Here is a 22,580-nt window from a genome sequence, read left to right as displayed (position 1 = left end):
AGAGGGCGCAGGCCGGGTCAGTGAAGGTCTCCAGGGGGATGGGCGGCATCAGGGACGAGCGGCCGGGATGCTTGTTCATTCCGGATACGCTTGTTGTCTTCGAGCCGTGTCAGGCATTTTTGCAGGAAGCGCAGCAGATGCGTCGAGCGCATGACGGCGACACGCGGCAAGGCATAGGGATCATCGTCCAGCCGCGCCAGCCCGCGCGCGGTCGTCGTGGCGCTGTCGTAGCCGGCTTCGCGCGCGACCGCCGCCAGCGCAGCGTTGAAATGGCCGTAGGGATAACAAAACGCCCGCACCGGGGCGCCCGCGATCTGCTCCAGGGCCTCGCGTGAATCGCGGATCTCGTTGACGGCCAGTTCCGGCGAAATGCGCGACAGATCGGGATGGTTCAAGGTATGCGAGCCGACCTCGTGGCCGGCGGCCGCCCAGGCGCGCAAGCCGGCGGCATCCATGAGCGGCGAAGGCGGCACGCCCTCGTCGGCGTCCCAGACGTTGCTGCCGCCCAGTTGGCGGACGACGAAATAGTTGGTCGCCAGGAAGCCGCACTCTTCGAGCACCGGCACCGCGTTTTCCAGCACATTGGCGTAGCCATCGTCGAACGTGATGCCGACCACCTTGCCGTGTTTTTCTCCCCGCAAGTAGGGTATCAGCCGGGCCATCGACAAGCCCCGGTAGCCCAGCCGCCGCAGCCACAGCATCTGGCGCCGGAAATCCCGGGGATGCACGGTCAGGCCCCGGTAGGGCATGCCGCGCGGGCTGGGTTCACCGATCTGGTGATACATGAGGATGGGGATCATGGGCGGATTATAGGAAAGTCCGGACACGGCGCACAGGACATGCGGCGGGAGACCGCGGGATGCTTACAGACCGCGTCCGAGACGATACAGTTTGACGTAGCGATAGAAGCTGCCCGTCGCCGCCATGCCGGCCAGCACCAGCCCCTGCCAGCCGTCGAGGAAACCGCGCCGCAGAATGTAATGGCGGATGAACGTCCAGGCGGCATGCCCGAAAGGACCAAGCACGCTGGTGCGCCGTCCCCGCTCGAAAGCGCTGCGCGCCGCCTCGGTCGAGTAGCGATTGATCTTGTCGACGAAAACCTCAAGACTGGCATAGGGATCATGCAGGAAATGCCCTCGCAGCGTCCCCGTACGGCCTCGCACCTGCACCCGTTCATGTACGGCCGCATCGGTGAAGCGCCCCGCATCCCGGCGGAACAGCCGCACGACGTAATCCGGCCACCAGCCGCTATGCCGGATCCAGCGTCCGCAAAAGCGGGACAGGCGGGCGATCCGATAGGCATCGGCATCCGGCGCCTGCACCGCCGCCTGGATCGCCTGCGCCAGCTCGGGCGTCACTTGCTCGTCCGCGTCGATGGACAACACCCAGTCGCCTGTCGCCAGATCCAGGGCCCGGTTTTTTTGCGGTCCGAAGCCTGGCCAGTCCGCCGACGTCTCGACCCGGGCCCCATGCCGGCGGGCAATGGCGCACGTCTCGTCGGTGCTGCCGGAATCCAGCACGATGATTTCATCGGCAAACGAGACGGAAGCCAGGCAGGCATCGAGACGCTCCGCTTCGTTCTTGACAATGAGGATCACGGACAATTTCATGGCTCAATCCGTATAGCTCAGGCCGCGCTTCCAGCGTTTCCAGGCATTGAAGACGGGGGCCATCAGCGGGTGGGCGGCCACACGAATTCGGCGCCCCAGCGAAGCGCCCGTCGTATCGCGCACGGCAAACCGGAAAATCGAGGCGGGATCCGTACCCGGCCGGTTGCGGCCGAACGCGCGGGTCGTGTAAAGATGGCGAAACCCCGCCTCCTGCGCGATCCGCACATAATCCTGATCGAAATAGCCCTGCGGCCAGCACAATTGATCGGACACCTCGCCCAGGTTCTGCTCCAGGCACCGGCGGGACAAAATCAGCTCTTCGCGCATCCTGGCGTTCTTGTCGCCCTCTTGCAGATCCCAGCGGGTATGCGTGTGCGTATGGCTATGGAATTCCATGACGCCCTGTTCGCGCAAGGCCTGGATTTCCGACCACCGCATGATGACCTCGTCCGCACGGCCCTGGCCGATACGGTGTTCGCATTCGCGATGATCCGGCGTCTCGGGCAGGGGCTCACCACAGAAGAGATCGGGCCGCACAGGCCCCCGCCCCACCCAATCGGTCACCACGAACACTGTCGCCCGCATGCCGTACCGCCGCAGCAAGGGTGCCGCATAGACCCAGTTGTCCAGATAGCCGTCGTCGAAGGTGATCAGGACGGACCGGCGCGGCGCACCGCCGTGCGCCAGATGGCGGGTGAATTCCTCGGTGCCCAGCGTCCGGTAGCCGTGGCGGTCCAGCCAGCGCAACTGGTCTTCGAAATGCTCCGGAGTGGCCGCAATCATGCCTCCTCCGGGCCGGACATGATGGTACATCAGGACCGGAACGATATCCGCGCTCATGGTGCAAGCTCCTCCAGCCAATGCCGATAACAGGTTTCCGTCCGTTCGCCCAGGGCCGCCCGCGTGAAGCGGCCTTCTTCCAGACAATACCGGCGCCCCGCCTGGCCCATCCGCCGGCGCAAAGCGGGATCCGTGATCAGGCGGTCCAGTGCCGCAGTCAAGGCCGGAATATCGAACAAAGGAACCAGCAACCCGCTTTCATCCTCGCGCATCATCTCGGGCACGCCACCGACGCGCGTGCCGACGACGGGCAGACCGGCGGCGCCCGCCTCGACGAACGCCGTGCCCGAGGCTTCAATGTGCGTCGCCAGGGCGAACACATCGAAATCCGGCAGCAGCGCGGGAACATCGGACCGGGCTCCCAGCAAGTGGATCCGCCCGGCCATGCCGGCCGAGGCGGCCTGCCCGCGCAACCTGGACAGGGCGGCGTCGCCGCCGCCGACGATGACCAGATGGACGTGCGGGTACCGGCCCAGCAAGGGTTGCATGGCTTCGATCAGTTGTTCATGCCCTTTTTCGGTCCGCAGCACGCCGACGCTGCCGACGATGACCGCCTGGGCATCCAGTCCCAGCTCGGCCCTGAGCGCAGGCCGTGGCATGGGGTCGGGAAAATCCACCGCGGGCGGCACGACCGCCACATGGCCGGGAGGCACGCCCCGGTCGATCAGATGCCGGCGCACGAACTCGCTGGGTGCAATCACCCGCTTGGGCACGCGGGTGTACGACAGCAATGAACCCACGGGCTTGGCCAGATGCCGGGTCCGCACCACCAGCGGCACGCCGGCCAGCCGGGCGGCGGCGCCGACCAGCAGGGTCTCGCGGCGGCTGTGGGTATTGACGACGTCGAACGCGCCCCGCCGCAACAGGCCCACCAGATGCGGCAGCCCTTTCAAGTGATTCCACGGCCCGTCCATTTCCATCGCATCGACCTGAAACCCGGCCTGCCGCAGCTCGCGCGCCAGTTGGGCATGCGGCTGGCAGACGGCCTGCACGACGTGGCCGCGCTCCCGCAGCGCGTGCATCAGGCGGAAAATATAGCGTTCCTGTCCTGCGAACCCGGTCGCCGCCTCGGCGTGAAGGATACGCAAGGGCCTCATGAAACAGGCCGCCGGAAACGCAGGCGAACGCGCAGGTTGTGCCATACGCGCCGGATTTCGTCGCACGCTTTGTAAAATTCGCGGCGGATTTTGTCAGGCCAAGGCATGGGCCGGTTCTCCGCACCCCGGATATCCGAGGGCGAGTCGTGATCCTGGGCCACGCAAGGCGGCTGGAGCAGGATGCTCTCCACCCCGTGTTCGTAAAAACGGATCATCGTATCGTCCACCGGGTAAATCCAGGATCCGCAATGCGCCTGCAAGGCTTCGGCGCCCGCGGGGGACAACAGGTAGGCGACCGTGCAGGAATGGCGTTTGAGTTTGCGGACCAGCGTAAAGGGCCCCATCCGCCCGACCGCCATGACGGGATCCCGGCCGGACCGGTCGTACCCATGCAGCCAGATCAGAGGCCAGCGCTCGGCCAGTTGCGACGCCCGGATCAGCAAGTCTGGGAAATTGTCCTGCAAAAGCGCGTCATCCTCGACCACGACCATCGGCCGCCCGGACGCGGCGCACTCCTGCCACAGCAGGTAATGACTGGCAAAGCAGCCCAACTGGGACGGTTTCAAGTCCCGTCCACGCCCCTTGCGGCGCGCGCGCGCGGCCGGATCGTAATGGGCGAACAGCGGATGGTCGGGCTGCTCCTTGCCATTGACCGCATCCAGGAAGCTGTAGCCGGCCACGCCCAGGCGGGCGAACTGCTCCGCGACCTGCCGCCGCCGGTCGATGCGCGACGCCAGACTGATGACTCGAATCGGAATCGTGCTCATCCGTAGTGGACCTCTACATTGTCATGGGACAGCCACTGCCGGGCCTCGGCGATCAGGGTCTCGTCCATGCGCACGCGCCAGTCCTCGCCCAGGCGCAGCAGGCAGGAAAAGCGCGGGCCGCGCAGACGCAATTCGACGGGCACGCTGGATTCGGCTGATCGCCAGGGCGTCAGCAACGCCTGCAGACGGTCGGCGTCCAGACTTTCGGGGACGGACAGACGCAAGCTGCGGGCGCGGCTCTCGCGAATCCGCTGCAGATCGTACAGGTCGTCGGCCGACACGCGCAGGCCGCCGGAATAGTCATCGTGGCTGACGCGCCCCTGGATCACCAGCGGGCGATCCTCTTTCAGGCTTTCGCGGTGCTGTTCGTACAGTTCGTTGAAAATCGCAACCTCGACCTGGGCGCTGCCGTCGTCCAGCAGGGCATAGAGCATTTTGCCGCGCCGGGTCATGCGCACGCGCACTTCCGCCAGCACACCCGCCAGCCATTGCGGCCCGCGCGAGGGCGCCAGCCGCGCCAACGGCGTGGGCGCCACGCGGCGGATTTCGTCGCGCCAGGCATCGAACAGGTGGCCGCTGAAATAGAAGCCCAAGGCGGTTTTTTCTTCCCGCAGGCGGGTTTCCAGATCCCAGGGCGTGACGCGCGCGACCTCGTCTGCCACGAGTTCGTCCGTATTGTCGTCGAACAAGGAGACCTGGTTGGCGTTGCGTTCGGCCTGTTCGGCGGCCTCGATGGCGCTGCTCAGGGCTTCGAGCAGGGCGGCGCGGTTGGGTTCCAGCGCATCGAAGGCCCCGGCGCGGATCAGCGCCTCGATGGTGCGCCGGTTGACGCTGTGACGATCCACCCGGGCGCAGAAATCGAACAGGCCGGTGAAGGGGCCGCCCGCCGCGCGGGCCGCGATGATGGCCTCGACGGCAGCCTGGCCGGTGCCCTTCACCCCGCCCAGCCCGTAGCGGATGGTGCGCGGCGGGCGACCCTGGGCGGTGTGCTCGTCGGCCACCGGCGCGAAGCGATAGCCGGATTCGTTGACGTCCGGCGGCAGGACGGCGACGCCGTTTTCCAGGGCGTCGCGCCAGAAAATCTGGACCTTGTCCGTGTCGTCCATGTCCGACAGCATGGTCGCAGCCAGAAATTCGGCCGGATGGTAGACCTTGAGCCAGGCGGTCTGGTAGGAAATCAAGGCGTAGGCGGCCGAGTGGCTTTTGTTGAAGCCGTAGCCCGCGAACTTTTCCATCAGATCGAACAGATGGGTGGCAAGGTCCGGATCGTAGCCCTTCTTGACCGCGCCCTCCTGGAAGATCGCCCGGTGCTTGGCCATTTCTTCGGCTTTTTTCTTGCCCATGGCGCGGCGCAGCAGGTCGGCGCCCCCCAGGGAATAGCCGCCGATGATCTGCGAGATCAGCATCACCTGTTCTTGATAGACGATGACGCCGTAGGTGCTTTTCAGCACGGGTTCCAGATCGGGGTGGAAGTAATCGACCTCGGCACGGCCATGCTTGCGGTTGACGAAATCGACCACCATGCCGGACTCCAGCGGACCGGGACGGAACAGCGCCAGCAGGGCGACCACGTCTTCGAACGTGTTGGGGCGCATGCTTTTCAGCAGTTCCTTCATGCCGCGCGATTCAAGCTGGAACACGGCCGTGGTGTTGGCGGCCGACAGCAGGTCGTAGGTGGCCTGGTCGTCCAGCGGCAGGGCCATCAGGTCGAAATCGCGCTTGTCCGGATTGAATTCGCGCACGTAGCGCACCGCCCAGTCCAGGATCGTCAGGTTGCGCAAGCCCAGGAAGTCGAACTTGACGAGCCCGGCGGCCTCGACGTCGTCCTTGTCGAACTGGGACACGACGCTGGACTCGCTGCCGGGCTGGCAATACAGGGGGCAGAAATCGGTCAGCTTGCCCGGTGCGATCAACACCCCGCCGGCGTGCATGCCGATGTTGCGCGTCAGGCCTTCCAGCGGCCGCGCCAGATCGACGAGCGCCCGGATTTCTTCGTCCGTGTCGTACAGCTCGCGAAAGGCGGGTTCGTGCTCCAGCGTGCGGTCCAGCGACCAGGGATCGGCCGGATTGAAGGGAATCATCTTCGAGAGCCGGTCGCAGACGCTGTAGGGCATCTCCAGCACGCGGCCGACGTCGCGCACCACGGCTTTGGCGCCCAGAGTGCCGAAGGTGGCGATCTGGCTGACGGCGTCGCGGCCGTATTTTTCCTTGACGTACTCGATGACCCGTTCGCGGTTGTCCTGGCAGAAGTCCACGTCGAAATCGGGCATGGACACGCGCTCGGGATTCAGGAAGCGCTCGAACAGCAAGTCGTAGCGCAGCGGATCCAGGTCGGTGATCCCCAGGCTGAAGGCCACCAGGGAGCCCGCGCCCGAGCCCCGGCCCGGCCCCACCGGCACGCCGTGACTTTTGCCCCAGTTGATGAAGTCCTGCACAATCAGGAAGTAGCCGGGAAAGCCCATGTCGACGATGGTCCGGCATTCCAGGTCCAGGCGCTCCTGGTAGTCGGGCATCCGCCGGGCGCGCTCATCGGCGTCCGGGTACAACTGGACCATGCGGCGCTGCAGGCCCTCATTGGCCAGTTGCACCAGGTAGTCGTCCAGCGAGATTCCATCCGGTGTAGGAAACAGCGGCAACTGCGGCTCGCCCAGCGTCAGGGTCAGATTGCAGCGGCGGGCGATCTGCACCGCATTGGCCAGCGCCGAGGGCACGTCCGCGAAACGGCGCGCCATGTCGGCGCTGTCGGGCATGTACTGCTCGGCGGTAAAGCGCCGGACGCGGCGCGGATTGCCCAGCAGTTCGCCCTCGGCGATACAGACGCGCGCCTCGTGCGCGCGGAAGTCGGACGGCGCAATGAACTGGATCGGATGCGTGGCCACGACCGGCAGGCCGCAGTCCGCCGCCAGGCGCAGCGCCGACTGGACGTAGGCCTCGTCGCCGTCGAATCCGGCGCGCTGCAATTCGATGAAATAGCTGTCGGGAAAATCGGCCGCCCACTGGCGCGCCAGGCGCCGGGCCTCGTCCTCGCGGCCCGCCTCCAGCGCCTGCCCCACATCGCCTGCGCGGGCGCCCGACAGCACGATCAGGCCGTTTTTTCCCGACAGCCATTCGCGGCGGATTTCCGCCCGGCCGCGCTGGCTGTTTTCCGTCCAGGCGCGGGCCAGCAGTTCGCACAGATCCAGATAGGCGGCATGGCCCGAGGCCAGCAGCAGCACGCGAAAGGGCTTGTCCTCGTCGGCCGGATTGTGCAGCCAGATGTCGCAACCGGCGATGGGCTTGATCCCCGCCTTGCGCGCCGTCTTGTAGAACTTGATCCAGCCGAACAGGTTGGCCAGGTCGCTGATCGCCATGGCCGGCTGGCCGAATTCCCGCGCCCGCTCGATCAGTTCGGGAATGCGCGCGATCCCGTCCACCACTGAAAATTCGGAGTGGCTGCGCAGGTGGACGAACAGGGGGGTATCGGGGGACGTGGTCATGGGGTGGATTGTACCTATCGCGGCAGAGCCGCCCAGGCTTTCTCCAGGCGTTTGACCGAGACCGGGAAAGGCGTGCGCAGCGTTTGCGCATAGAGCGCCACGCGCAGTTCCTCCAACTGCCAGCGAAAGGCATCGAGCCGGGCGTCGGGCGCCCCCTTGAGCGCCGCCCGCGCGCGCTGCCAGGGCACGGTCAGGCGGGCGATGTCGGCCATCGCGGCGGCATCGCGGGCGGGGTCGGCGCGCAGTTTGTCGATGCGCATCTGCGCCGCCTTCAGGTAGCGCGGCAGATGCCCAAGCTGTTCCGGCGGCGTATCGCGCACGAAGCCGGGCCCCACCAGGGCGTCGAGCTGCTGGCGGATATCCTGCTGGGCCTGCGGCCAGGGCCGGGCCTGGGGCAGTTTCTTGACCAGCGCGGCGCGTTCGGCCAGGATGAGGCCCGCCAGGCGAGCCCGCTCCTGGGCCAGCAGGCCCAGGCGCGCGCGCCCTTCCGTGCAACGCTGCTCGAAGGCGGCCGCATCGGCGGGCCATGGTTCCGCCAGGCAGGCCTGGTCCAGGGCCGCATCGATCAACTGATCGCGCAGCTCCTGCTGCGTGCCCAGATCCATGTAGAGCATGCCCATACGGGTCAGATCCGGCAGATTTTTTTCCAGGTAGCGGACCTGTTCCCGCAGCGCCAGGCGGAACAGCCGCCGCAGGCCGACCGCATGCACGCGCCGGGCCTCCTGGGGATCGTCGAAGACGTCCAGGTCGCAGGACTCGCCGCGATCACGCAGCGCCGGGTAGCCGATCAGGGACTGGCCGCCGCGCTGGATTTCCAACAGTTCGGGCAGGACGCCGAAGGTCCAGGCCGTCAGACCCTCGTGGTCCAGAACCCGGGATGCCTGCTGATCGCGGGATGCCAACTGCTGGAAGGAAACCTGGGCCTGGCGGCCGTGCTCGGCGCGCAACTGGTCCAGGCTGCGCCCCCCGGACAGCATGCGGCCGTGCTCGTCCACCACCTTGAAATTCATGAACAGGTGCGGGGGCAAGGTCTCCAGCTTGAAATCGGTCGTCTGCACACGGACCCGGCATTGTTCCCAGATGTCCTGCGCCAGCGCATCCTGCAAACCCATGCCCGGATCGGCGGCACGCTCGAACCAGCGTTCGTGAAAGCCGGCCGCGTACTCCGGCAACGGCACGCAATGGCGGCGCAGCTTTTGCGGCAGGGATTTCAGCAACAGGTGGGCTTTTTCCTTGAGCATGCCCGGCACCAGCCATTCGCAGCGCGCGGCATCGATCTGGTTGAGCGCGAACAGCGGCACGGTCAGCGTCATGCCATCGCGCGGAGAGCCAGGCTCGAAGTGGTAGTCCACCGCCAGCTCGGTCCCGGCCCAGGCCAGACGGCGCGGAAACACTTCGGTGGTGACGCCGGCGGCGTCGTGGCGCATGAGTTCGTCGCGGCTCAGATTCAGCCGCGCGGCCGCCCGCGCGTCCAGCCCCTTGAACCAGGCCTCCAGCGAAGCCGTCTGACAGACGTCGGCGGGAATCTGCCCGTCGTAGAAAGCGTAGATCAGCGCGTCGTCCACCAGGATGTCCGGGCGCCGGCTTTGATGTTCGAGCCGCTCGATGGATGCGATCAGCCGCCGATTGTGAGCGATGAAAGGCAGCTTGCTGTCGATGTCCCCGGGCACCAGGGCATCGCGGATGAAGATCTCGCGCGCCGCCTTGGGATCGATGCGGCCGTAGTGCACGCGGCGGCCGGTATAGACCGGCAGGCCGTGTACGGTGCCGCGTTCGTTGGCGACGACCTGGCCGGCTTTTTTTTCCCAGCGCGGATCCGACCAGGCGCGCTTGAGCAGGTGCGCCCCCGCCCGCTCGACCCAGGCCGGTTCGATCTGCGCCACGCACCGGGCATACAGGCGGGAGGTCTCCACCAGCTCTGCGGCCAGCACCCAGCGGCCGGCTTTTTTCTGCAGCGGCGAAGCGGGATGGATGGCGAAACGGATGTCGTGCGCGCCCTGATACAGGCCGCCATCCTCGGATTTCATGCCGATGTTGCCCAACAGCCCCGCCAGCAGCGCCATGTGGATCTGTTCGCGTGTGGCGGGCGTCTGGTTCAGCCGCCAGCCCTGCTCCCGCGCCAGGGTCAGCAACTGCGTGTGCGTATCGTGCCATTCGCGCAAGCGGATCGGCGAAAGGAATTTGGCGCGGATCTGGTCCACCAGCTTGCGTTGGGAGGCTTTGTGAGCGACCTGCTCGCCATACCACTGCCAGAGCTTGAGCCAGGCGAGAAATTCCGACTGCTTGTCGTTGAACTGGGCGTGGGCGTTGTCGGCGGCCTCGCGCGCCTGCATGGGGCGGTCGCGCGGATCCTGGACGGACAGCACCGACGCGATGACGAGGATTTCGGCCAGACACTGCTGCTCGTGCGCGGCGAAGATCATGCGCGCGATACGCGGATCGACGGGCAGACGCGCCAGGGTGCGGCCCACGTCGGTCAGGCGGTTGCGCGCATCGAGCGCGCCCAGTTCTTGCAGCAGTTGATAGCCATCGGCGACGGCGCGGCCCGTGGGCGGTTCGACGAAGGGAAAGGCCTCGATATCGTCGAGCCGCAGCGACTTCATCCGCAAGATGACCGACGCCAGGGACGAGCGCAGGATTTCCGGATCGGTGAACGCGGGACGCTGCTTGAAATCGTCTTCGGCATACAGGCGCACGCACACGCCCGGGCCGAGGCGGCCGCAGCGCCCGGCGCGTTGGTTGGCCGAAGCCTGGCTTATGGGCTCGATGCGCAGTTGCTCGACCTTGCTGCGCCAGGAATAGCGCTTGATGCGCGCCAGACCGCTGTCCACCACATAGCGGATGCCCGGCACCGTGAGCGAGGTCTCGGCCACGTTGGTGGCGAGCACGATGCGCCGGGCGTTGCCGCGCGGATGGAAGATCTGTTCCTGTTCCGCACGCGAGAGCCGCGCATACAGGGGCAGCACCAGGGCGCCGGCCGGATGCCGCTTGCGCAGGGCTTCGGCGCATTCTCGGATTTCGCGTTCGCCGGGCAGGAAGACCAGCACGTCGCCGCTGCCGTGGCGGGCGCACTCATCCACGCCATCGGCCACGGCCTCGATCAGGTCGCGCTCCTCATCGCCCTGTGCCGGCTTGCGGCCGGCGGGGGCGCCGTCATCCGTGTCGCGCCGCACGGGACGGTAACGCATTTCCACGGGAAACAGCCGGCCCGAGACCTGGATCACCGGGGCCGGGCGCTCCGGCGTGCCGAAATGCCGGGCGAAGCGGTCGGCGTCGATGGTGGCCGAGGTGATGATCAGCTTCAGGTCCTTGCGGCGTTCCAGCAGGCGCTTGAGAAAACCCAACAGGAAATCGATGTTCAGGCTGCGCTCGTGCGCCTCGTCGATGATCAGCGTATCGTAGCGGCGCAGCAGCGGATCACGCTGCGTCTCGGCCAGCAGAATGCCGTCGGTCATCAGCTTGATCGCCGTCGCCGGGCCGGCGCGCTCCGAAAAGCGGATCTGGTAGCCCACCCAGTCGCCGATCTCGGTGCGCAGCTCTTCGGCCACGCGCTGGGCGACCGAGGTGGCCGCCAGACGGCGCGGCTGGGTGTGGCCGATCATGCCAGTGCGACCGCGCCCCAGCTCCAGGCAGATCTTGGGCAACTGCGTGGTCTTGCCCGACCCGGTCTCGCCGCAGACGATCACCACCGGATGCTGGGCGATGGCGCGCGCGATGTCCTGGCGGCAGGCGCTGACGGGCAATTCTTCCGGATACAGGATGGACGGCAAGGGGCGATCACCGGCGCCGGAGGCCGGGCGCGGCGCCGTAGCCCGGGCGGCTGCACGGCGGGCTGGCTGCGATGGATTTTCTGGCAAAACGTCGGGTTCCACGTAGGGATGGAGCGTGCTGTCCGCCCGGCGCCACGGAAACCGGCCGGGAAAAGACAATCGCTCATTATAATTTCGCTATTGCAAGACCCGGATCCGCCGTGCCGGGACCCGCCCTCCGACCTCTTCCGCCGCCATGAGTTCTGCTGAAACCGACACCTATTCCGCCCAGGACGCCCCCGAATTCGCCCCCGCGCAATTCGTGCGATGGTTTCGCGAGGTCGCGCCCTACGTGCACGACTTCCGCGGCAAGACCTTCGTCGTGGCGTTCGGCGGCGAGCTGATCGAAGACGGCGGCCTGGAGGACTTGGTGGCCGACCTGTCGCTGCTGTCCGCCTTGGGGATCAAGCTGGTCCTGGTGCACGGCTCGCGCCCCCAGGTCAACGAGCAGTTGCGACTGAAAGGCCAGACCACCCAGTTCGGCCGGGGCACGGAGCCCACCAGCCCGGAAGCGCTGGAATGCGCCAAGGAAGCCGCGGGGGAAATCCGGCTGGATATCGAGGCCGCCTTCAGCCAGGGGCTGCCCAATACGCCCATGTCGCACGCCAAGATCCGCGTCATCTCGGGCAACTTCGTGACGGCGCGCCCGGTCGGCGTGATCGACGGCGTAGACTACCGCCGCGCCGGCACGGTGCGCAAGCTCGATATCGAGGCCATGCGCAACGTCATCAGCCAGGGCGCCATCGTGCTGCTTTCGCCGTTGGGCTTTTCCCCCACCGGCGAGGCCTTCAACCTGGCCATGGAAGACCTGGCCACCAACGCCGCCGTGGCGCTGCGCGCCGAGAAACTGATCTTCCTGACCCAGAACCGGACCGTCACCGAAACCGACGGCTCGGTGGACACCGAGCTGGCCCGCAAAGACGCCGACGAACTGCTCGCCCAGGACATCCTGGACGAGGACACGTCCGCCTTTCTGCGCCATGCCTCGCTGGCGGTCAAACGCGGCGTGGCGCGCGCCCACCTGGTGCCCTACACCATGGACGGCAGCATCCTGCTGGAAATCTTCACCCACGACGGGGTGGGCACCATGGTGGTCGAAGACACGCTCGAAGACCTGCGCCCGGCGGTGGCCGACGACGTGGGCGCCATCGTCCAGTTGATCGAACCGCTGGAGGCGGACGGCACCCTGGTGCCGCGCGGCCGCGCCATGATCGAGCGCGATGTGGAAAAATTCACGGTGCTGGAACACGATGGCGTGATCTACGGCTGCGTGGCCCTGATCCCGTACCTGGAGGACGGCATGGCTGAAATGGCCTGTCTGATCGTGCATCCCGAATGGCAGGGCACGGGCGACGGCGAGAAGCTGCTGCGCCACGCCGAAACCAGCGCGCGCGCCCAGGGCGCCCGGCGCCTGTTCGTGCTCACTACACGCACTTCGCACTGGTTCCTGAAACGCGGCTTCGTGCAGGGCGGCGTCTCCGACCTGCCCCACGAAAAACGCGCCCACTACAACCATTCCCGCAACAGCCTGGTCTTCATCAAGCGGCTATGAAAATCCTCGTCACCGGCGGCGCCGGCTTCATCGGCTCGGCCCTGATCCGGCACCTGATCGGCCGCACCAGCCATGCGGTCGTCAACGTGGACAAGCTGACCTACGCCGGCAATCTCGAGTCCCTGGCATCCGTCGCGCAAGATCCGCGCTATGCCTTCGAGCATCTGGACATCTGCGACGCGGCGGGCCTGGCGGACGCCTTCGCACGCCACCGGCCGGACGCCGTCATGCACCTGGCGGCGGAATCCCACGTCGACCGCTCCATCGACGGCCCCGCCGCCTTCGTACAGACCAATATGGTCGGCACCTACACGCTGCTGGAAGCCGCCCGCGCCTACTGGAACGGGCTGGACGCCGCCGCACGCACCGCCTTCCGCTTCCACCACATCTCCACCGACGAGGTCTACGGCGACCTGGCCGGAACCCAGGACCCGTTCACGGAAGCCACGCCCTACGCGCCCAGCTCGCCCTATTCCGCCAGCAAGGCGGGATCGGACCACCTGGTGCGGGCCTGGCATCGTACCTACGGCCTGCCGGTGCTGGTGACCAATTGCTCCAACAACTACGGCCCCTGCCATTTCCCGGAAAAACTGATCCCGCTGATCATCCTCAACGCCCTGGAAGGCAAGCCCCTGCCCGTCTACGGCCAGGGCTTGCAGATCCGCGACTGGCTCTATGTCGAAGACCACGCCCGCGCCCTGCTGCGCGTGATCGAATCCGGCATGCCCGGTGAAACTTACAACATCGGCGGCCACAACGAACAGCGCAACATCGACGTGGTACGGGCGATCTGCGAACTGCTGGAGGAACTGGCGCCGGACCGCCCCGCGGGCGTGGCGCGCTATGCCGACCTGATCACCCACGTGGCCGACAGGCCCGGGCACGACCAGCGCTATGCCATCGATGCCGGCAAGATCGAGCGCGAACTGGGCTGGACGCCGCGCGAGACCTTTGCCTCCGGACTGCGCAAAACCGTCCAGTGGTACCTGGCGCACCGCGGCTGGTGCCGCCGCGTGCAGGACGGCAGCTACCAGCGGCAGCGCCTGGGCCTGGGCGACGGAACGGCTGCGCCGCCCGCCCGAGGACCGGCCGCGTGAGCCCGCGCGGCGCGCCCCGGAATGCGCTGCGGCCCGACGCGCCCCGCATCCTGGTCACGGGGGCGGACGGTCAACTGGGGCGCTCTCTGCGTGCGCTGGCGGCACAGGCTCCCGGCGCGGCGCGCTACACCTTTCTGAACCGGTCGCAACTGGACATCACGCAGGCCGGCGCCATCGGCGCCTGGCTGGACGCGCACCCCGCCGACTGCCTGATCAACGCCGCCGCCTATACGGCCGTGGACCGCGCCGCCAGTGAGCCGGATCTCTCCCGAGCCATCAACGCGGCCGCGCCCGGCCTGCTGGCCCGGGCCTGCGCGGCGCGCGGCCTGCGGCTGCTGCATGTGTCCACCGACTACGTCTTTGACGGCCGACTGGACCGCCCCTACCGGGAAGGCGATCCGACCGCGCCCCTGAACACCTATGGGCGCGGCAAGCTGGAAGGGGAGCACGCCGTCCTGGCTGCCGACGCGCGCGCCATCGTCGTGCGCACCGGCTGGGTCTTCAGCGCCTGGGGCGGCAATTTCGTGCGCACCATGGTGCGCCTGGGTTCACAACGCGATGCGTTGCGCGTGATCGACGACCAGGTCGGCGGCCCCACCTGGGCCGGCCATCTGGCCCGGGTCCTGCTCACGCTGGCCCTGCGGCCGGCCAACGAAACGCCGGGCGGCGTGTATCACTTCGGCGGCCAGCCCTGGGTCAGTTGGCATGGTTTCGCCCTGGAAATCCAGGCCAGGGCCCTGGCCTTGGGCCTGATCGCCTGCCGCCCCCGCGTGGAGGCGATCTCCTCGGCCGAATGGCCTTCGTCCGAACCCCGCCCGGCCAACGGCCGGCTGGATTGTGCCCGGCTGGAAGCCCTGCTCGGTCCGCTGGAGCGCGACTGGCGCATCGGCCTGGATCGGGTCCTGGAGACCTGGCGGTCGGAAGGGTCTTGAGACGGCCGGAGCCGGCGGGCAGGGCTACAATGCCCGTTTCCCATTGCACGATACGAGGCGCCCGATATGCCCGATATGGCAGTACGCATGATCCAATGCCGCAAGCTCAAGCGCGAGGCCCAAGGCCTGGACTACCCCCCGTACCCCGGCGAACTGGGCGTGCGCATCTGGCGGGAAATCTCCAAGGACGCCTGGGCCAAATGGCTGGACATCCAGACCCGCCTGGTCAACGAAAACCATCTCAGCCTGGCCGACCCCGAGGCGCGGAAATTCCTGGCCGAGCGCATGCAGGCATTTTTGTTCGACGACCAGGACGTCGACGCCCAGGGCTACGTGCCGCCCTCGGCCTGAGGGCCGGCGGAATCAGCCGCGCGGCGGATCGGACGACTCGCCGCGCGGCTGACCGGGCGATGGGTCGCGCGGTTCCAGCGGCTCGCCGCGCGCCAGGCGCTCGGTATTGGTGACGCCCGTGTGGCGCACGTCGTCGCCGCGCACCATGTAGATCACGCGCTCGGCCATGTTCTTGGCATGGTCGCCGATGCGCTCCAGCGCCCGGGCGATGAAGATCAGGTCGATGGAGTGCGAAATCGTGCGCGGATCCTCGATCATGTAGGTAATGATGTGGCGCAGGGTCGCCTTCCATTCCTTGTCGACGTCCTTGTCGTTGCGCACGACCTGGGCGGCGGCGATGGGATCCTCCCGGGCAAAGGCGTCCAGGGCGGCGCGGATCATGCTGGCCACCGCATCGGCCATGTGGCGCAATTCCACCACCGGCTCATAGGACGCGTTGGATTCATGCAGGCGGCGGGCGACCTTGGCGATTTTTTCGGCTTCGTCGCCGCAGCGTTCCATGTCGGTCAGCATCTTGGACACCGCCAGCAGCAGACGCAGGTCGCCGGCCGTGGGCTGGTTGCGGGCGATCAATTGGCTGATGCGCTCGTCGATGTCGACCTCGAACTGATTGACCTGCCGCTCGTGCTCGCGCACCCGGTCGACCAGATGCAGTTCGCCCTGCGACAAGGCGTGGATGCCGTCCAGCACCATGGATTCGACCAACCCGCCCATCTGCAGGAACAGGGAGCGCGTCGTTTCGAGTTCGCCGTGAAATTGCTTGTTGGTGTGTTCCAGCATCCGGGGCCTCTATCTGCCTGAATCCAGGCGCGTTCAACGAGCGCAAAGCGTACCATCACGCCCGCTGCTTGGAAAGAATGCCCCAGCATAGCAGGGCCATGTGACAAAAACATGACGGCGCGCCGGCCGGCCCGGAGCGGCGTCCGGATGCGGCCTCAGTCCTGCAATTCCAGCCGCGACACGCCTGCCTGCCCCGCCACCAGCGCCACCTGGGCGCCGGAGATCGCAAACAGGCCGCAGCAGACCACGCCGGGGATATTGTTCAGCAGCGCCTCGAATTCGGCGGGATCGTCATAGCGCAAGCCCGACACATCCAGAATCTGGTTGCCATTGTCCGTGGTGAAGCCTTCGCGCAGGCGCGGCTGGCCGCCCAGTTGGCGGAGTTCGCGGGCGACGGCCTCGCGCCCCAGGGGAATGACCTCGATCGGCAGCGGAAATCCGCCCAGGCGTTCGACCAGCTTGGATTCATCGACGATGCAGACGAAGCGATCCGCCACCGAGGCTACGATCTTCTCGCGCGTGAGCGCCCCGCCGCCGCCCTTGATCATGTTGAGCTGGTGGTCGATCTCGTCGGCGCCATCCACGTACAAGGCCAGCGAGGACACCCCGTTCAGGTCCAGCACTTCGATGCCCGCCGCCTGCAGGCGGCGCGTGCTGCGCTCGGAGCTGGACACCGCCGCGCGAAAGGCCGCGCGATGCGGCGCGAGCAAGTCAATGAAGCGGTCCACGGTCGACCCCGTGCCCACCCCCAGGATGCTGTCGGGCTGCAACTGGGGCAGCACATGGTCGAGCGCGGCCTGGGCCGCCTGTTGCTTGAGTTCGTCCTGGGTAAGCATGGGGATTCCGGTCAAAGGTCTGGGAGGCCTGTATTGTAAAGGCGCCAAAGCCTGTCCCGCATGCGCGGCGGCACACTGCACACGCCGCCGCGCGCAAGCGCCATAATGGCTTTACTTGCGCCAATCTTGCCGATTCATTCCATGGATGACATGCCCTTCACCCCGGCCGACCTCGAAGCCCTGCGCCGCGCGCATGCCCTGCTGGAGACGCCGGGCCTGGCCGTGCGGATCACGAACCTGATCGGCACGCCCGTCGAAAAGCTGCTGGACAGACTGCCCGCAGGCTGGAGCGGCCAGATCGGCAAGGTCACCCGGCTCGCCCTGAGCAAAGCCGCCGACGCTGCTCTGTTCACGCTGAACGACCAGCCAGGAAACAGCAGCTCGAACCGCTGGCACAAAATCGGCGCGGCCGCCACCGGAGGCGTGGGCGGCTTCTTCGGCCTGGCCGGCCTGGCGGTCGAGCTGCCGATCTCCACCACCCTCATGATGCGCTCGATCGCCGACATCGCCCGCAGCGAAGGCGAATCGCTGTCCGACCCCGGCACCCGGGTCGCCTGCCTGGAAGTCTTCGCCCTGGGCGGCAAGAGTGCGGCCGACGATGGGGCGGAAAGCGGCTACTACGTCGTGCGCACGGCCCTGGCGCGCGCCGTCAGCCAGGCCGCCGAGTACGCCGCCGGCCAAGTGGCGGTGGAACACGCCGCACCGCCCGCCCTGATGCACCTGATCACCTTGGTCGCCAAGCGCTTCGGCCTGCAGATCAGCGAAAAAGCCGCAGCCCAGGCGGTGCCCGCCCTGGGTGCGGCAGGCGGCGCACTCATCAACACCTTGTTCATCCACCATTTCCAGGACATGGCGAGAGGGCATTTCATCATCCGGCGGCTGGAGCGGCGCTATGGGAAGCAGGCCGTGCGGGCCGCGTACGAGGCGCTGGGCCAGCCCCAGGAAGACTGACTCTCCAGAGAGAAACCCGCCGGCCGGCGCAGCCGGAATGCCGCCGCGACAGGAATATCCAAACATTCCTTCACAAATTTGCAATAATTCGGCGTCTCCCGAACCTACCCCCCCCCACCATGTTCGACCTATTTTCCGGCTTGCACCTTGCGGTCGGGCTCAGCCTGGTCCTGGCTCTGTTTCTCGTCCTGGCCTTCGAGTTCATCAACGGCTTTCACGACACCGCCAACGCCGTCGCCACGGTCATCTACACCAAAGCCATGCCACCGCACCTGGCGGTGCTCTTCTCCGGCATCTGCAATTTCCTGGGCGTGCTGTTGGGCGGCGTGGGAGTGGCCTACGCCATCGTCCACCTGCTGCCCGTGGAGCTGCTGCTCAACCTGAGCGACGGGCGCAGCCTGGTCATGGTGTTCTCCATGCTGACCGCGGCCATCGTCTGGAACCTGGGCACCTGGTATCTCGGCATTCCGGCCTCCAGCTCGCACACGCTGATCGGCGCCATCCTGGGCGTCGGCCTGGCCAATGCGCTGCTGACCGACCTGCCGGTGGGCGCCGGCGTCAACTGGGGTAAGGCGCTCGACATCGGCCTGTCGCTGATCATCTCGCCCCTGGCCGGTTTCATCCTGGCGGCGCTGCTGCTGCTGGGCTTCAAAAAGCTCTTCGCCGGCTCGAAGATGCACAAGACGCCCGAAGAGCGCCGCGCCATCGACAACAAGAAGCACCCTCCTTTCTGGAACCGTCTGGTGCTGGTGCTGTCGGCCATGTGCATGAGCTTCGTGCATGGCTCCAACGACGGGCAGAAAGGCATCGGCCTGATCATGCTGGTGCTCATCGGCATCGTCCCGGCCAAGTTCGTGCTGGATCCGGCCAGCACCCCCTACCAGGTCCAGCGGACCTACGACGCCGTCGTCCATCTGGGTGATTTCTACCAGCGCAACGAAGCGGCCCTGGGCGATTTCCTGGCGCTGCGGCGCGAGCCCGGCGACGAACCGCCCGCCGCCTTCCGCTGCGATCCCCAAGACACCGTGTCCACGCTTCAGGCGGTACGCCGCGAGCTGGACGGCGTGCGCACCTACGACGCACTGCCGCCCGAGGCGCGCGGACGCGTACGCGGCTACCTGCTCTGCCTGGACGACACCGCCCGCAAAGTGGCCGGACTGGGCAAGCTGCCCGCCGGCGAACAGACCGACCTGCGTCGCCTGCGCGCCGACCTGACGGTGACGACGGAATACGCGCCGCTCTGGGTGATCGTCGCCGTCGCGCTGGCTCTGGGGATCGGCACCATGGTGGGCTGGCGCCGCGTGGTGCTGACCGTGGGTGAAAAAATCGGCAAACAGGGCATGACCTACGCCCAGGGGATGTCCGCCCAGATCACCGCCGTCGGCGCCATCGGCGTGGCCAACCTGTTCAGCCTGCCCGTCTCGACCACGCAAGTGCTGTCCTCGGGCGTGGCGGGCACCATGGTGGCCAACGGCAGCGGCCTGCACCGCAGAACCGTGCGCAATATCCTGCTGGCCTGGGTGCTGACCTTTCCGGCCAGCATGCTGCTGTCGGCGGGATTGTTCGGCCTGGCGGTGTGGGTGATGGGGGTGTAGCTACCCCGCCCGCTTCGTCGCCTGGATCTGCATGCGATTGACCGCCACCACGACCACGCCCACGGCCACCATGAACAGCGTCGCCAAGGCGTTGATTTCCGGCTTCAGACCCAGGCGCACGCGGGAAAAAACTTCCAGCGGCAGCGTGGTGTAGCCCGGGCCGGACAAGAACGAGGCCACCACCACGTCGTCCAGCGACAGGGTGAAGGACAGCAGCCACGCGGCCAGCAGCGCCGGGGCGATCAGGGGCAGCGTGATCAGGAAAAACACCCGCAACGGCGACGCGCCCAGATCCAGGGCGGCTTCCTCCAGCGAGCGGTCCAGGTCGCGCACGCGCGACTGGATGATGACGGCGACGTAGGCCGTGCACAGGGTCACGTGCCCCACCCAGATGGTGAACATGCCATTGCCGTCGGGCCAGCCGAACACCTTGGACATTTCCACGAACATCAGCAGCAGCGAGATGCCCAGGACGACTTCGGGCATGACCAGCGGCGCGCTGAGCATGCCGATGTACAGGCCGAAACCCCGGAACCGCCCCATGCGCGCCAGCACATAGCCGGCCCAGGTGCCGATGGCGACCGCCGCGGTGGCGGTCAGGGTGGCGATCAGCAGCGACAGTTTCGCCGCCGACAACAGCGCCTCGTCTTGGAACAGCTCCGCATACCAGCGCAACGAGAAACCCGACCAGGTCGTCATCAGGGTGGAGTCATTGAAGGAGAACACCATCAGGCAGGCAATGGGCACGTACAGAAAGCCGTAGCCGACCACCAGCGTCAGAAAGCGAAACCAGCCGCCGCGCTTCATGACCGCCTCCCCAACTGACGCGCCTGGTTGTACTGGAAGATCGACAGCGGCACCAGTAACAGCAGGACCATCACGCAGGTCACGGCCGCCGCCATCGGCCAGTCGGCGTTGTTGAAGAACTCGTTCCACATCACGCGGCCCATCATCAGGGTGTTGGCGCCTCCCAGCATCTCGGGAATGACGTATTCCCCCACCGAGGGGATGAACACCAGCATGGCGCCGGCCACCACGCCGGGCATGGACAAGGGCAGCGTGATCCGCAGAAAGGCGCTCCAGGGCCGCGCGCCCAGATCGTAGGCGGCTTCCAGGAGGCGGTAGTCGAGTTTCACCAGGCTGGCGTACAACGGCAGGATGAAAAACGGCAGGTAGGCATAGACCAGGCCGATGTAGACGGCCAGGTCGGTGCGGTAGATTTCCAGCGGCGCATCGATCAGGCCCAGGCCCATCAACAGGTTGTTCAGCAATCCGTCATTGCGCAGGATGCCGACCCAGGCATACACGCGCAGCAGCAGCGAAGTCCAGAACGGCAGGATCACACCCAGCAGCAGCAGATTGCGGATATCCGGCCGCGCGCGGGCGATGTGATAGGCCATGGGATAGCCGATCAGCGCGCAGCAGACGGTGGTGATCAGCGCCATCTTCACCGAATTCAGGTACACGGCGGCGTAGAGGCTGTCGGTGAACAGCAGCACATAGCCGCGCAGGTGCAGGGACAGCGACAAGGTCTCGTCCTGCAGAGTCGCGATCGGCATGTAGGGCGGAATGCCGAACTGCAGGTCGGAAAAGCTGATCTTCAGCACCAGCAGGAAAGGCACCAGCAGGAACAGCGCCAGCCAGACGTAGGGCACGCCGATGGCGAACTGTCGGGCGCTGGGACGATGGCCGGGAAGTTTCAGATGCATCGGCGGCTCCGGACGCTGGGGTCGTTGAAGGCGGGGATCGGCGGCCGTCAGGACGCCAGCACCGTCCCGGCGTCGTGGGACCAGGTCACGAAGACCTCTTCATCCACGCCGGGCGCGTCGGACTGGCTCCAGTCCAGGCTGGGCACGCTGGCCTCGATGGTCTGGCCGGCGTCCAGACGGATCTGATAGCGGGTGGTGCTGCCCATCCAGGCGACGTGCGACACCATGCCGTGGCCCCAGTTCGATTCCGCCCCGGGCGCCTGGCGGCCAACGCGGATCTGCTCGGGCCGGATGGAGACGTGGACCTCCATGCCCAAGGGCTCGCTGATGCCGTGGCTGACATACAGGGGGCGCGACAGCGCGTCGGTTTCGATCAGCACATGATCGGGCTCGTCGACCACGATGGTGCCGGTGAACAGATTGGTCGAGCCGATGAAGCCGGCCACGAAGCGGGTGCTGGGAAAGGTGTAGACATCGTGCGGCGTGCCGCACTGGACAATCTGGCCTTCGGTCATGACCGCCAGGCGGCTGGCCATGGTCATGGCCTCTTCCTGGTCGTGGGTGACCATGATGCAGGTGACTCCGACCTGATCGAGGATCTTCACCAGTTCGATCTGCGTGGCCTGGCGGATCTGCTTGTCCAGCGCCGACATGGGTTCGTCGAGCAGCAGCAGCTTGGGCCGCTTGACCAGGCTGCGCGCCAGGGCGACGCGCTGCTGCTGGCCGCCCGAAAGCTGATGCGGACGGCGGCGCGCATAGCCGGCCATCTGCACCAGATCCAAAGCCTCGAAGACTCGCTCATGGATCTCGTGGCGCGGCACGCCTTCCTGCTTCAGGCCGAAGGCGACGTTGGCCTCGACCGACATGTGCGGGAACAGCGCGTAGGATTGGAACATCATGTTGACCGGCCGGCGATGCGGCGGCAGCGCCGTGATGTCCTCGTCGTCCAGGATGATGCGCCCGGACGTGGGTTCCTCGAACCCCGCCAGCATGCGCAGCAAAGTCGATTTCCCGCAACCCGAGCTGCCCAGCAGGGCGAAGATTTCGTGCCGCCGCACCGACAGGGATACGGACTGCACCGCCACCGTGTCGCCGAAGATCTTGACGACGTCTTCCATGCGCACGAAGTCGTCGGCCTCGCCCTGGCGAGGCATGCCGCGCGGATCCTGCGCCATCGC

At 66.8% G+C, this 22,580-nt stretch carries 18 protein-coding genes; 6 read left to right on the top strand and 12 right to left on the bottom strand.

Annotated elements, in window-relative coordinates; genetic code table 11:
- Positions 1-17: 17 nt before the first annotated feature.
- The 7 genes from ABRZ00_RS10215 to hrpA form a co-directional block, all read right to left on the bottom strand.
- Positions 18-800 carry a polysaccharide deacetylase family protein gene (locus ABRZ00_RS10215; protein ID WP_368642087.1) on the bottom strand — a complete coding sequence of 261 codons (783 nt, stop codon included), beginning with the start codon at positions 798-800 and terminating at the stop codon, positions 18-20.
- 63 nt (positions 801-863) lie between these two features.
- Positions 864-1,610, bottom strand: coding sequence for a glycosyltransferase family 2 protein (locus tag ABRZ00_RS10210; RefSeq protein ID WP_368642088.1), 747 nt, complete (start codon positions 1,608-1,610; stop codon positions 864-866).
- A gap of 3 nt (positions 1,611-1,613) precedes the next feature.
- Positions 1,614-2,450, bottom strand: coding sequence for a polysaccharide deacetylase family protein (locus ABRZ00_RS10205; RefSeq protein WP_368642089.1), 837 nt, complete (start codon positions 2,448-2,450; stop codon positions 1,614-1,616).
- The gene (locus tag ABRZ00_RS10200; protein WP_368642090.1) at positions 2,447-3,547 is read right to left on the bottom strand and encodes a glycosyltransferase family 4 protein; all 1,101 of its coding nucleotides are present in this window, start codon (positions 3,545-3,547) and stop codon (positions 2,447-2,449) included. Before ABRZ00_RS10200 ends, ABRZ00_RS10205 begins: the two co-directional genes overlap by 4 nt.
- The gene (locus tag ABRZ00_RS10195) at positions 3,544-4,314 is read right to left on the bottom strand and encodes a glycosyltransferase family 25 protein (RefSeq protein WP_368647688.1); all 771 of its coding nucleotides are present in this window, start codon (positions 4,312-4,314) and stop codon (positions 3,544-3,546) included. The genes ABRZ00_RS10200 and ABRZ00_RS10195 overlap by 4 nt, the downstream gene beginning before the upstream one ends.
- The gene (dnaE, locus tag ABRZ00_RS10190) at positions 4,311-7,790 is read right to left on the bottom strand and encodes a DNA polymerase III subunit alpha (protein ID WP_368642092.1); all 3,480 of its coding nucleotides are present in this window, start codon (positions 7,788-7,790) and stop codon (positions 4,311-4,313) included. The genes ABRZ00_RS10195 and dnaE overlap by 4 nt, the downstream gene beginning before the upstream one ends.
- 14 nt (positions 7,791-7,804) lie before the next feature.
- Positions 7,805-11,647 (bottom strand): ATP-dependent RNA helicase HrpA, encoded by a 3,843-nt coding sequence (gene hrpA / locus ABRZ00_RS10185; protein ID WP_368647687.1) that lies wholly within the window; start codon positions 11,645-11,647, stop codon positions 7,805-7,807.
- Between the two features lie 148 nt (positions 11,648-11,795).
- Here hrpA and argA point away from each other — a divergent pair, with 148 nt between their 5' ends.
- The 4 genes from argA (at position 11,796) to ABRZ00_RS10165 (ending at position 15,531) form a co-directional block, all read left to right on the top strand.
- Positions 11,796-13,151 carry an amino-acid N-acetyltransferase gene (argA, locus tag ABRZ00_RS10180; RefSeq protein ID WP_343838901.1) on the top strand — a complete coding sequence of 452 codons (1,356 nt, stop codon included), beginning with the start codon at positions 11,796-11,798 and terminating at the stop codon, positions 13,149-13,151.
- On the top strand, positions 13,148-14,248 hold the full coding sequence (gene rfbB, locus ABRZ00_RS10175) for a dTDP-glucose 4,6-dehydratase (RefSeq protein WP_368642094.1): 1,101 nt from the start codon (positions 13,148-13,150) through the stop codon (positions 14,246-14,248). The genes argA and rfbB overlap by 4 nt, the downstream gene beginning before the upstream one ends.
- Entirely contained in the window at positions 14,245-15,180 is a 936-nt protein-coding gene (gene rfbD / locus ABRZ00_RS10170; protein WP_368642095.1) for a dTDP-4-dehydrorhamnose reductase, read from the top strand. The genes rfbB and rfbD overlap by 4 nt, the downstream gene beginning before the upstream one ends.
- Before the next feature lie 75 nt (positions 15,181-15,255).
- The gene (locus ABRZ00_RS10165) at positions 15,256-15,531 is read left to right on the top strand and encodes an oxidative damage protection protein (RefSeq protein ID WP_343838895.1); all 276 of its coding nucleotides are present in this window, start codon (positions 15,256-15,258) and stop codon (positions 15,529-15,531) included.
- Positions 15,532-15,543: 12 nt separating this feature from the next.
- Here ABRZ00_RS10165 and phoU read toward each other — a convergent pair whose 3' ends face one another.
- Positions 15,544-16,311: a phosphate signaling complex protein PhoU gene (gene phoU, locus ABRZ00_RS10160; protein ID WP_368642096.1), complete on the bottom strand. Its 768-nt coding sequence runs from the start codon at positions 16,309-16,311 to the stop codon at positions 15,544-15,546.
- Positions 16,312-16,466: 155 nt separating this feature from the next.
- Entirely contained in the window at positions 16,467-17,147 is a 681-nt protein-coding gene (rpiA, locus tag ABRZ00_RS10155) for a ribose-5-phosphate isomerase RpiA (RefSeq protein WP_368642097.1), read from the bottom strand.
- A 141-nt stretch (positions 17,148-17,288) separates the two neighbouring features.
- Between rpiA and ABRZ00_RS10150 the strand changes: the two genes are divergently transcribed.
- Both ABRZ00_RS10150 and ABRZ00_RS10145 read left to right on the top strand, forming a co-directional pair.
- On the top strand, positions 17,289-18,098 hold the full coding sequence (locus ABRZ00_RS10150) for an EcsC family protein (RefSeq protein WP_368642098.1): 810 nt from the start codon (positions 17,289-17,291) through the stop codon (positions 18,096-18,098).
- 119 nt (positions 18,099-18,217) lie between these two features.
- Positions 18,218-19,693 (top strand): inorganic phosphate transporter, encoded by a 1,476-nt coding sequence (locus ABRZ00_RS10145; protein WP_368642099.1) that lies wholly within the window; start codon positions 18,218-18,220, stop codon positions 19,691-19,693.
- Here ABRZ00_RS10145 and ABRZ00_RS10140 read toward each other — a convergent pair whose 3' ends face one another.
- From ABRZ00_RS10140 to ABRZ00_RS10130, 3 genes are read right to left on the bottom strand one after another with little or no spacing between them, the layout of a single operon-like run.
- Complete coding sequence (locus ABRZ00_RS10140; RefSeq protein WP_343838885.1) at positions 19,694-20,500, bottom strand: ABC transporter permease subunit; 807 nt, start codon at positions 20,498-20,500, stop codon at positions 19,694-19,696.
- Entirely contained in the window at positions 20,497-21,402 is a 906-nt protein-coding gene (locus ABRZ00_RS10135) for an ABC transporter permease subunit (protein ID WP_368642100.1), read from the bottom strand. Before ABRZ00_RS10135 ends, ABRZ00_RS10140 begins: the two co-directional genes overlap by 4 nt.
- Before the next feature lie 47 nt (positions 21,403-21,449).
- Positions 21,450-22,577, bottom strand: coding sequence for an ABC transporter ATP-binding protein (locus ABRZ00_RS10130; protein ID WP_368642752.1), 1,128 nt, complete (start codon positions 22,575-22,577; stop codon positions 21,450-21,452).
- Positions 22,578-22,580: the final 3 nt, after the last annotated feature.

Source organism: Castellaniella ginsengisoli (assembly GCF_040955415.1).
Classification (GTDB): Bacteria; Pseudomonadota; Gammaproteobacteria; order Burkholderiales; family Burkholderiaceae_B; genus Castellaniella; species Castellaniella ginsengisoli.
Note: the sequence above shows the minus strand (reverse complement) of the source record. Positions and strands in the feature narration are given on the sequence as shown.

What these genes read in the sequence shown, in the direction of transcription:
- ABRZ00_RS10215 (WP_368642087.1), bottom strand. Translation starts at nt 800, where the DNA reads ATGATCCCCATCCTCATGTATCACCAGATCGGTGAACCCAGCCCGCGC.
- ABRZ00_RS10210 (WP_368642088.1), bottom strand. Translation starts at nt 1,610, where the DNA reads ATGAAATTGTCCGTGATCCTCATTGTCAAGAACGAAGCGGAGCGTCTC.
- ABRZ00_RS10205 (WP_368642089.1), bottom strand. Translation starts at nt 2,450, where the DNA reads ATGAGCGCGGATATCGTTCCGGTCCTGATGTACCATCATGTCCGGCCC.
- ABRZ00_RS10200 (WP_368642090.1), bottom strand. Translation starts at nt 3,547, where the DNA reads ATGAGGCCCTTGCGTATCCTTCACGCCGAGGCGGCGACCGGGTTCGCA.
- ABRZ00_RS10195 (WP_368647688.1), bottom strand. Translation starts at nt 4,314, where the DNA reads ATGAGCACGATTCCGATTCGAGTCATCAGTCTGGCGTCGCGCATCGAC.
- dnaE (WP_368642092.1), bottom strand. Translation starts at nt 7,790, where the DNA reads ATGACCACGTCCCCCGATACCCCCCTGTTCGTCCACCTGCGCAGCCAC.
- argA (WP_343838901.1), top strand. Translation starts at nt 11,796, where the DNA reads ATGAGTTCTGCTGAAACCGACACCTATTCCGCCCAGGACGCCCCCGAA.
- rfbB (WP_368642094.1), top strand. Translation starts at nt 13,148, where the DNA reads ATGAAAATCCTCGTCACCGGCGGCGCCGGCTTCATCGGCTCGGCCCTG.
- ABRZ00_RS10165 (WP_343838895.1), top strand. Translation starts at nt 15,256, where the DNA reads ATGGCAGTACGCATGATCCAATGCCGCAAGCTCAAGCGCGAGGCCCAA.
- phoU (WP_368642096.1), bottom strand. Translation starts at nt 16,311, where the DNA reads ATGCTGGAACACACCAACAAGCAATTTCACGGCGAACTCGAAACGACG.
- rpiA (WP_368642097.1), bottom strand. Translation starts at nt 17,147, where the DNA reads ATGCTTACCCAGGACGAACTCAAGCAACAGGCGGCCCAGGCCGCGCTC.
- ABRZ00_RS10150 (WP_368642098.1), top strand. Translation starts at nt 17,289, where the DNA reads ATGGATGACATGCCCTTCACCCCGGCCGACCTCGAAGCCCTGCGCCGC.
- ABRZ00_RS10145 (WP_368642099.1), top strand. Translation starts at nt 18,218, where the DNA reads ATGTTCGACCTATTTTCCGGCTTGCACCTTGCGGTCGGGCTCAGCCTG.
- ABRZ00_RS10140 (WP_343838885.1), bottom strand. Translation starts at nt 20,500, where the DNA reads ATGAAGCGCGGCGGCTGGTTTCGCTTTCTGACGCTGGTGGTCGGCTAC.
- ABRZ00_RS10135 (WP_368642100.1), bottom strand. Translation starts at nt 21,402, where the DNA reads ATGCATCTGAAACTTCCCGGCCATCGTCCCAGCGCCCGACAGTTCGCC.
- ABRZ00_RS10130 (WP_368642752.1), bottom strand. Translation starts at nt 22,577, where the DNA reads ATGGCGCAGGATCCGCGCGGCATGCCTCGCCAGGGCGAGGCCGACGAC.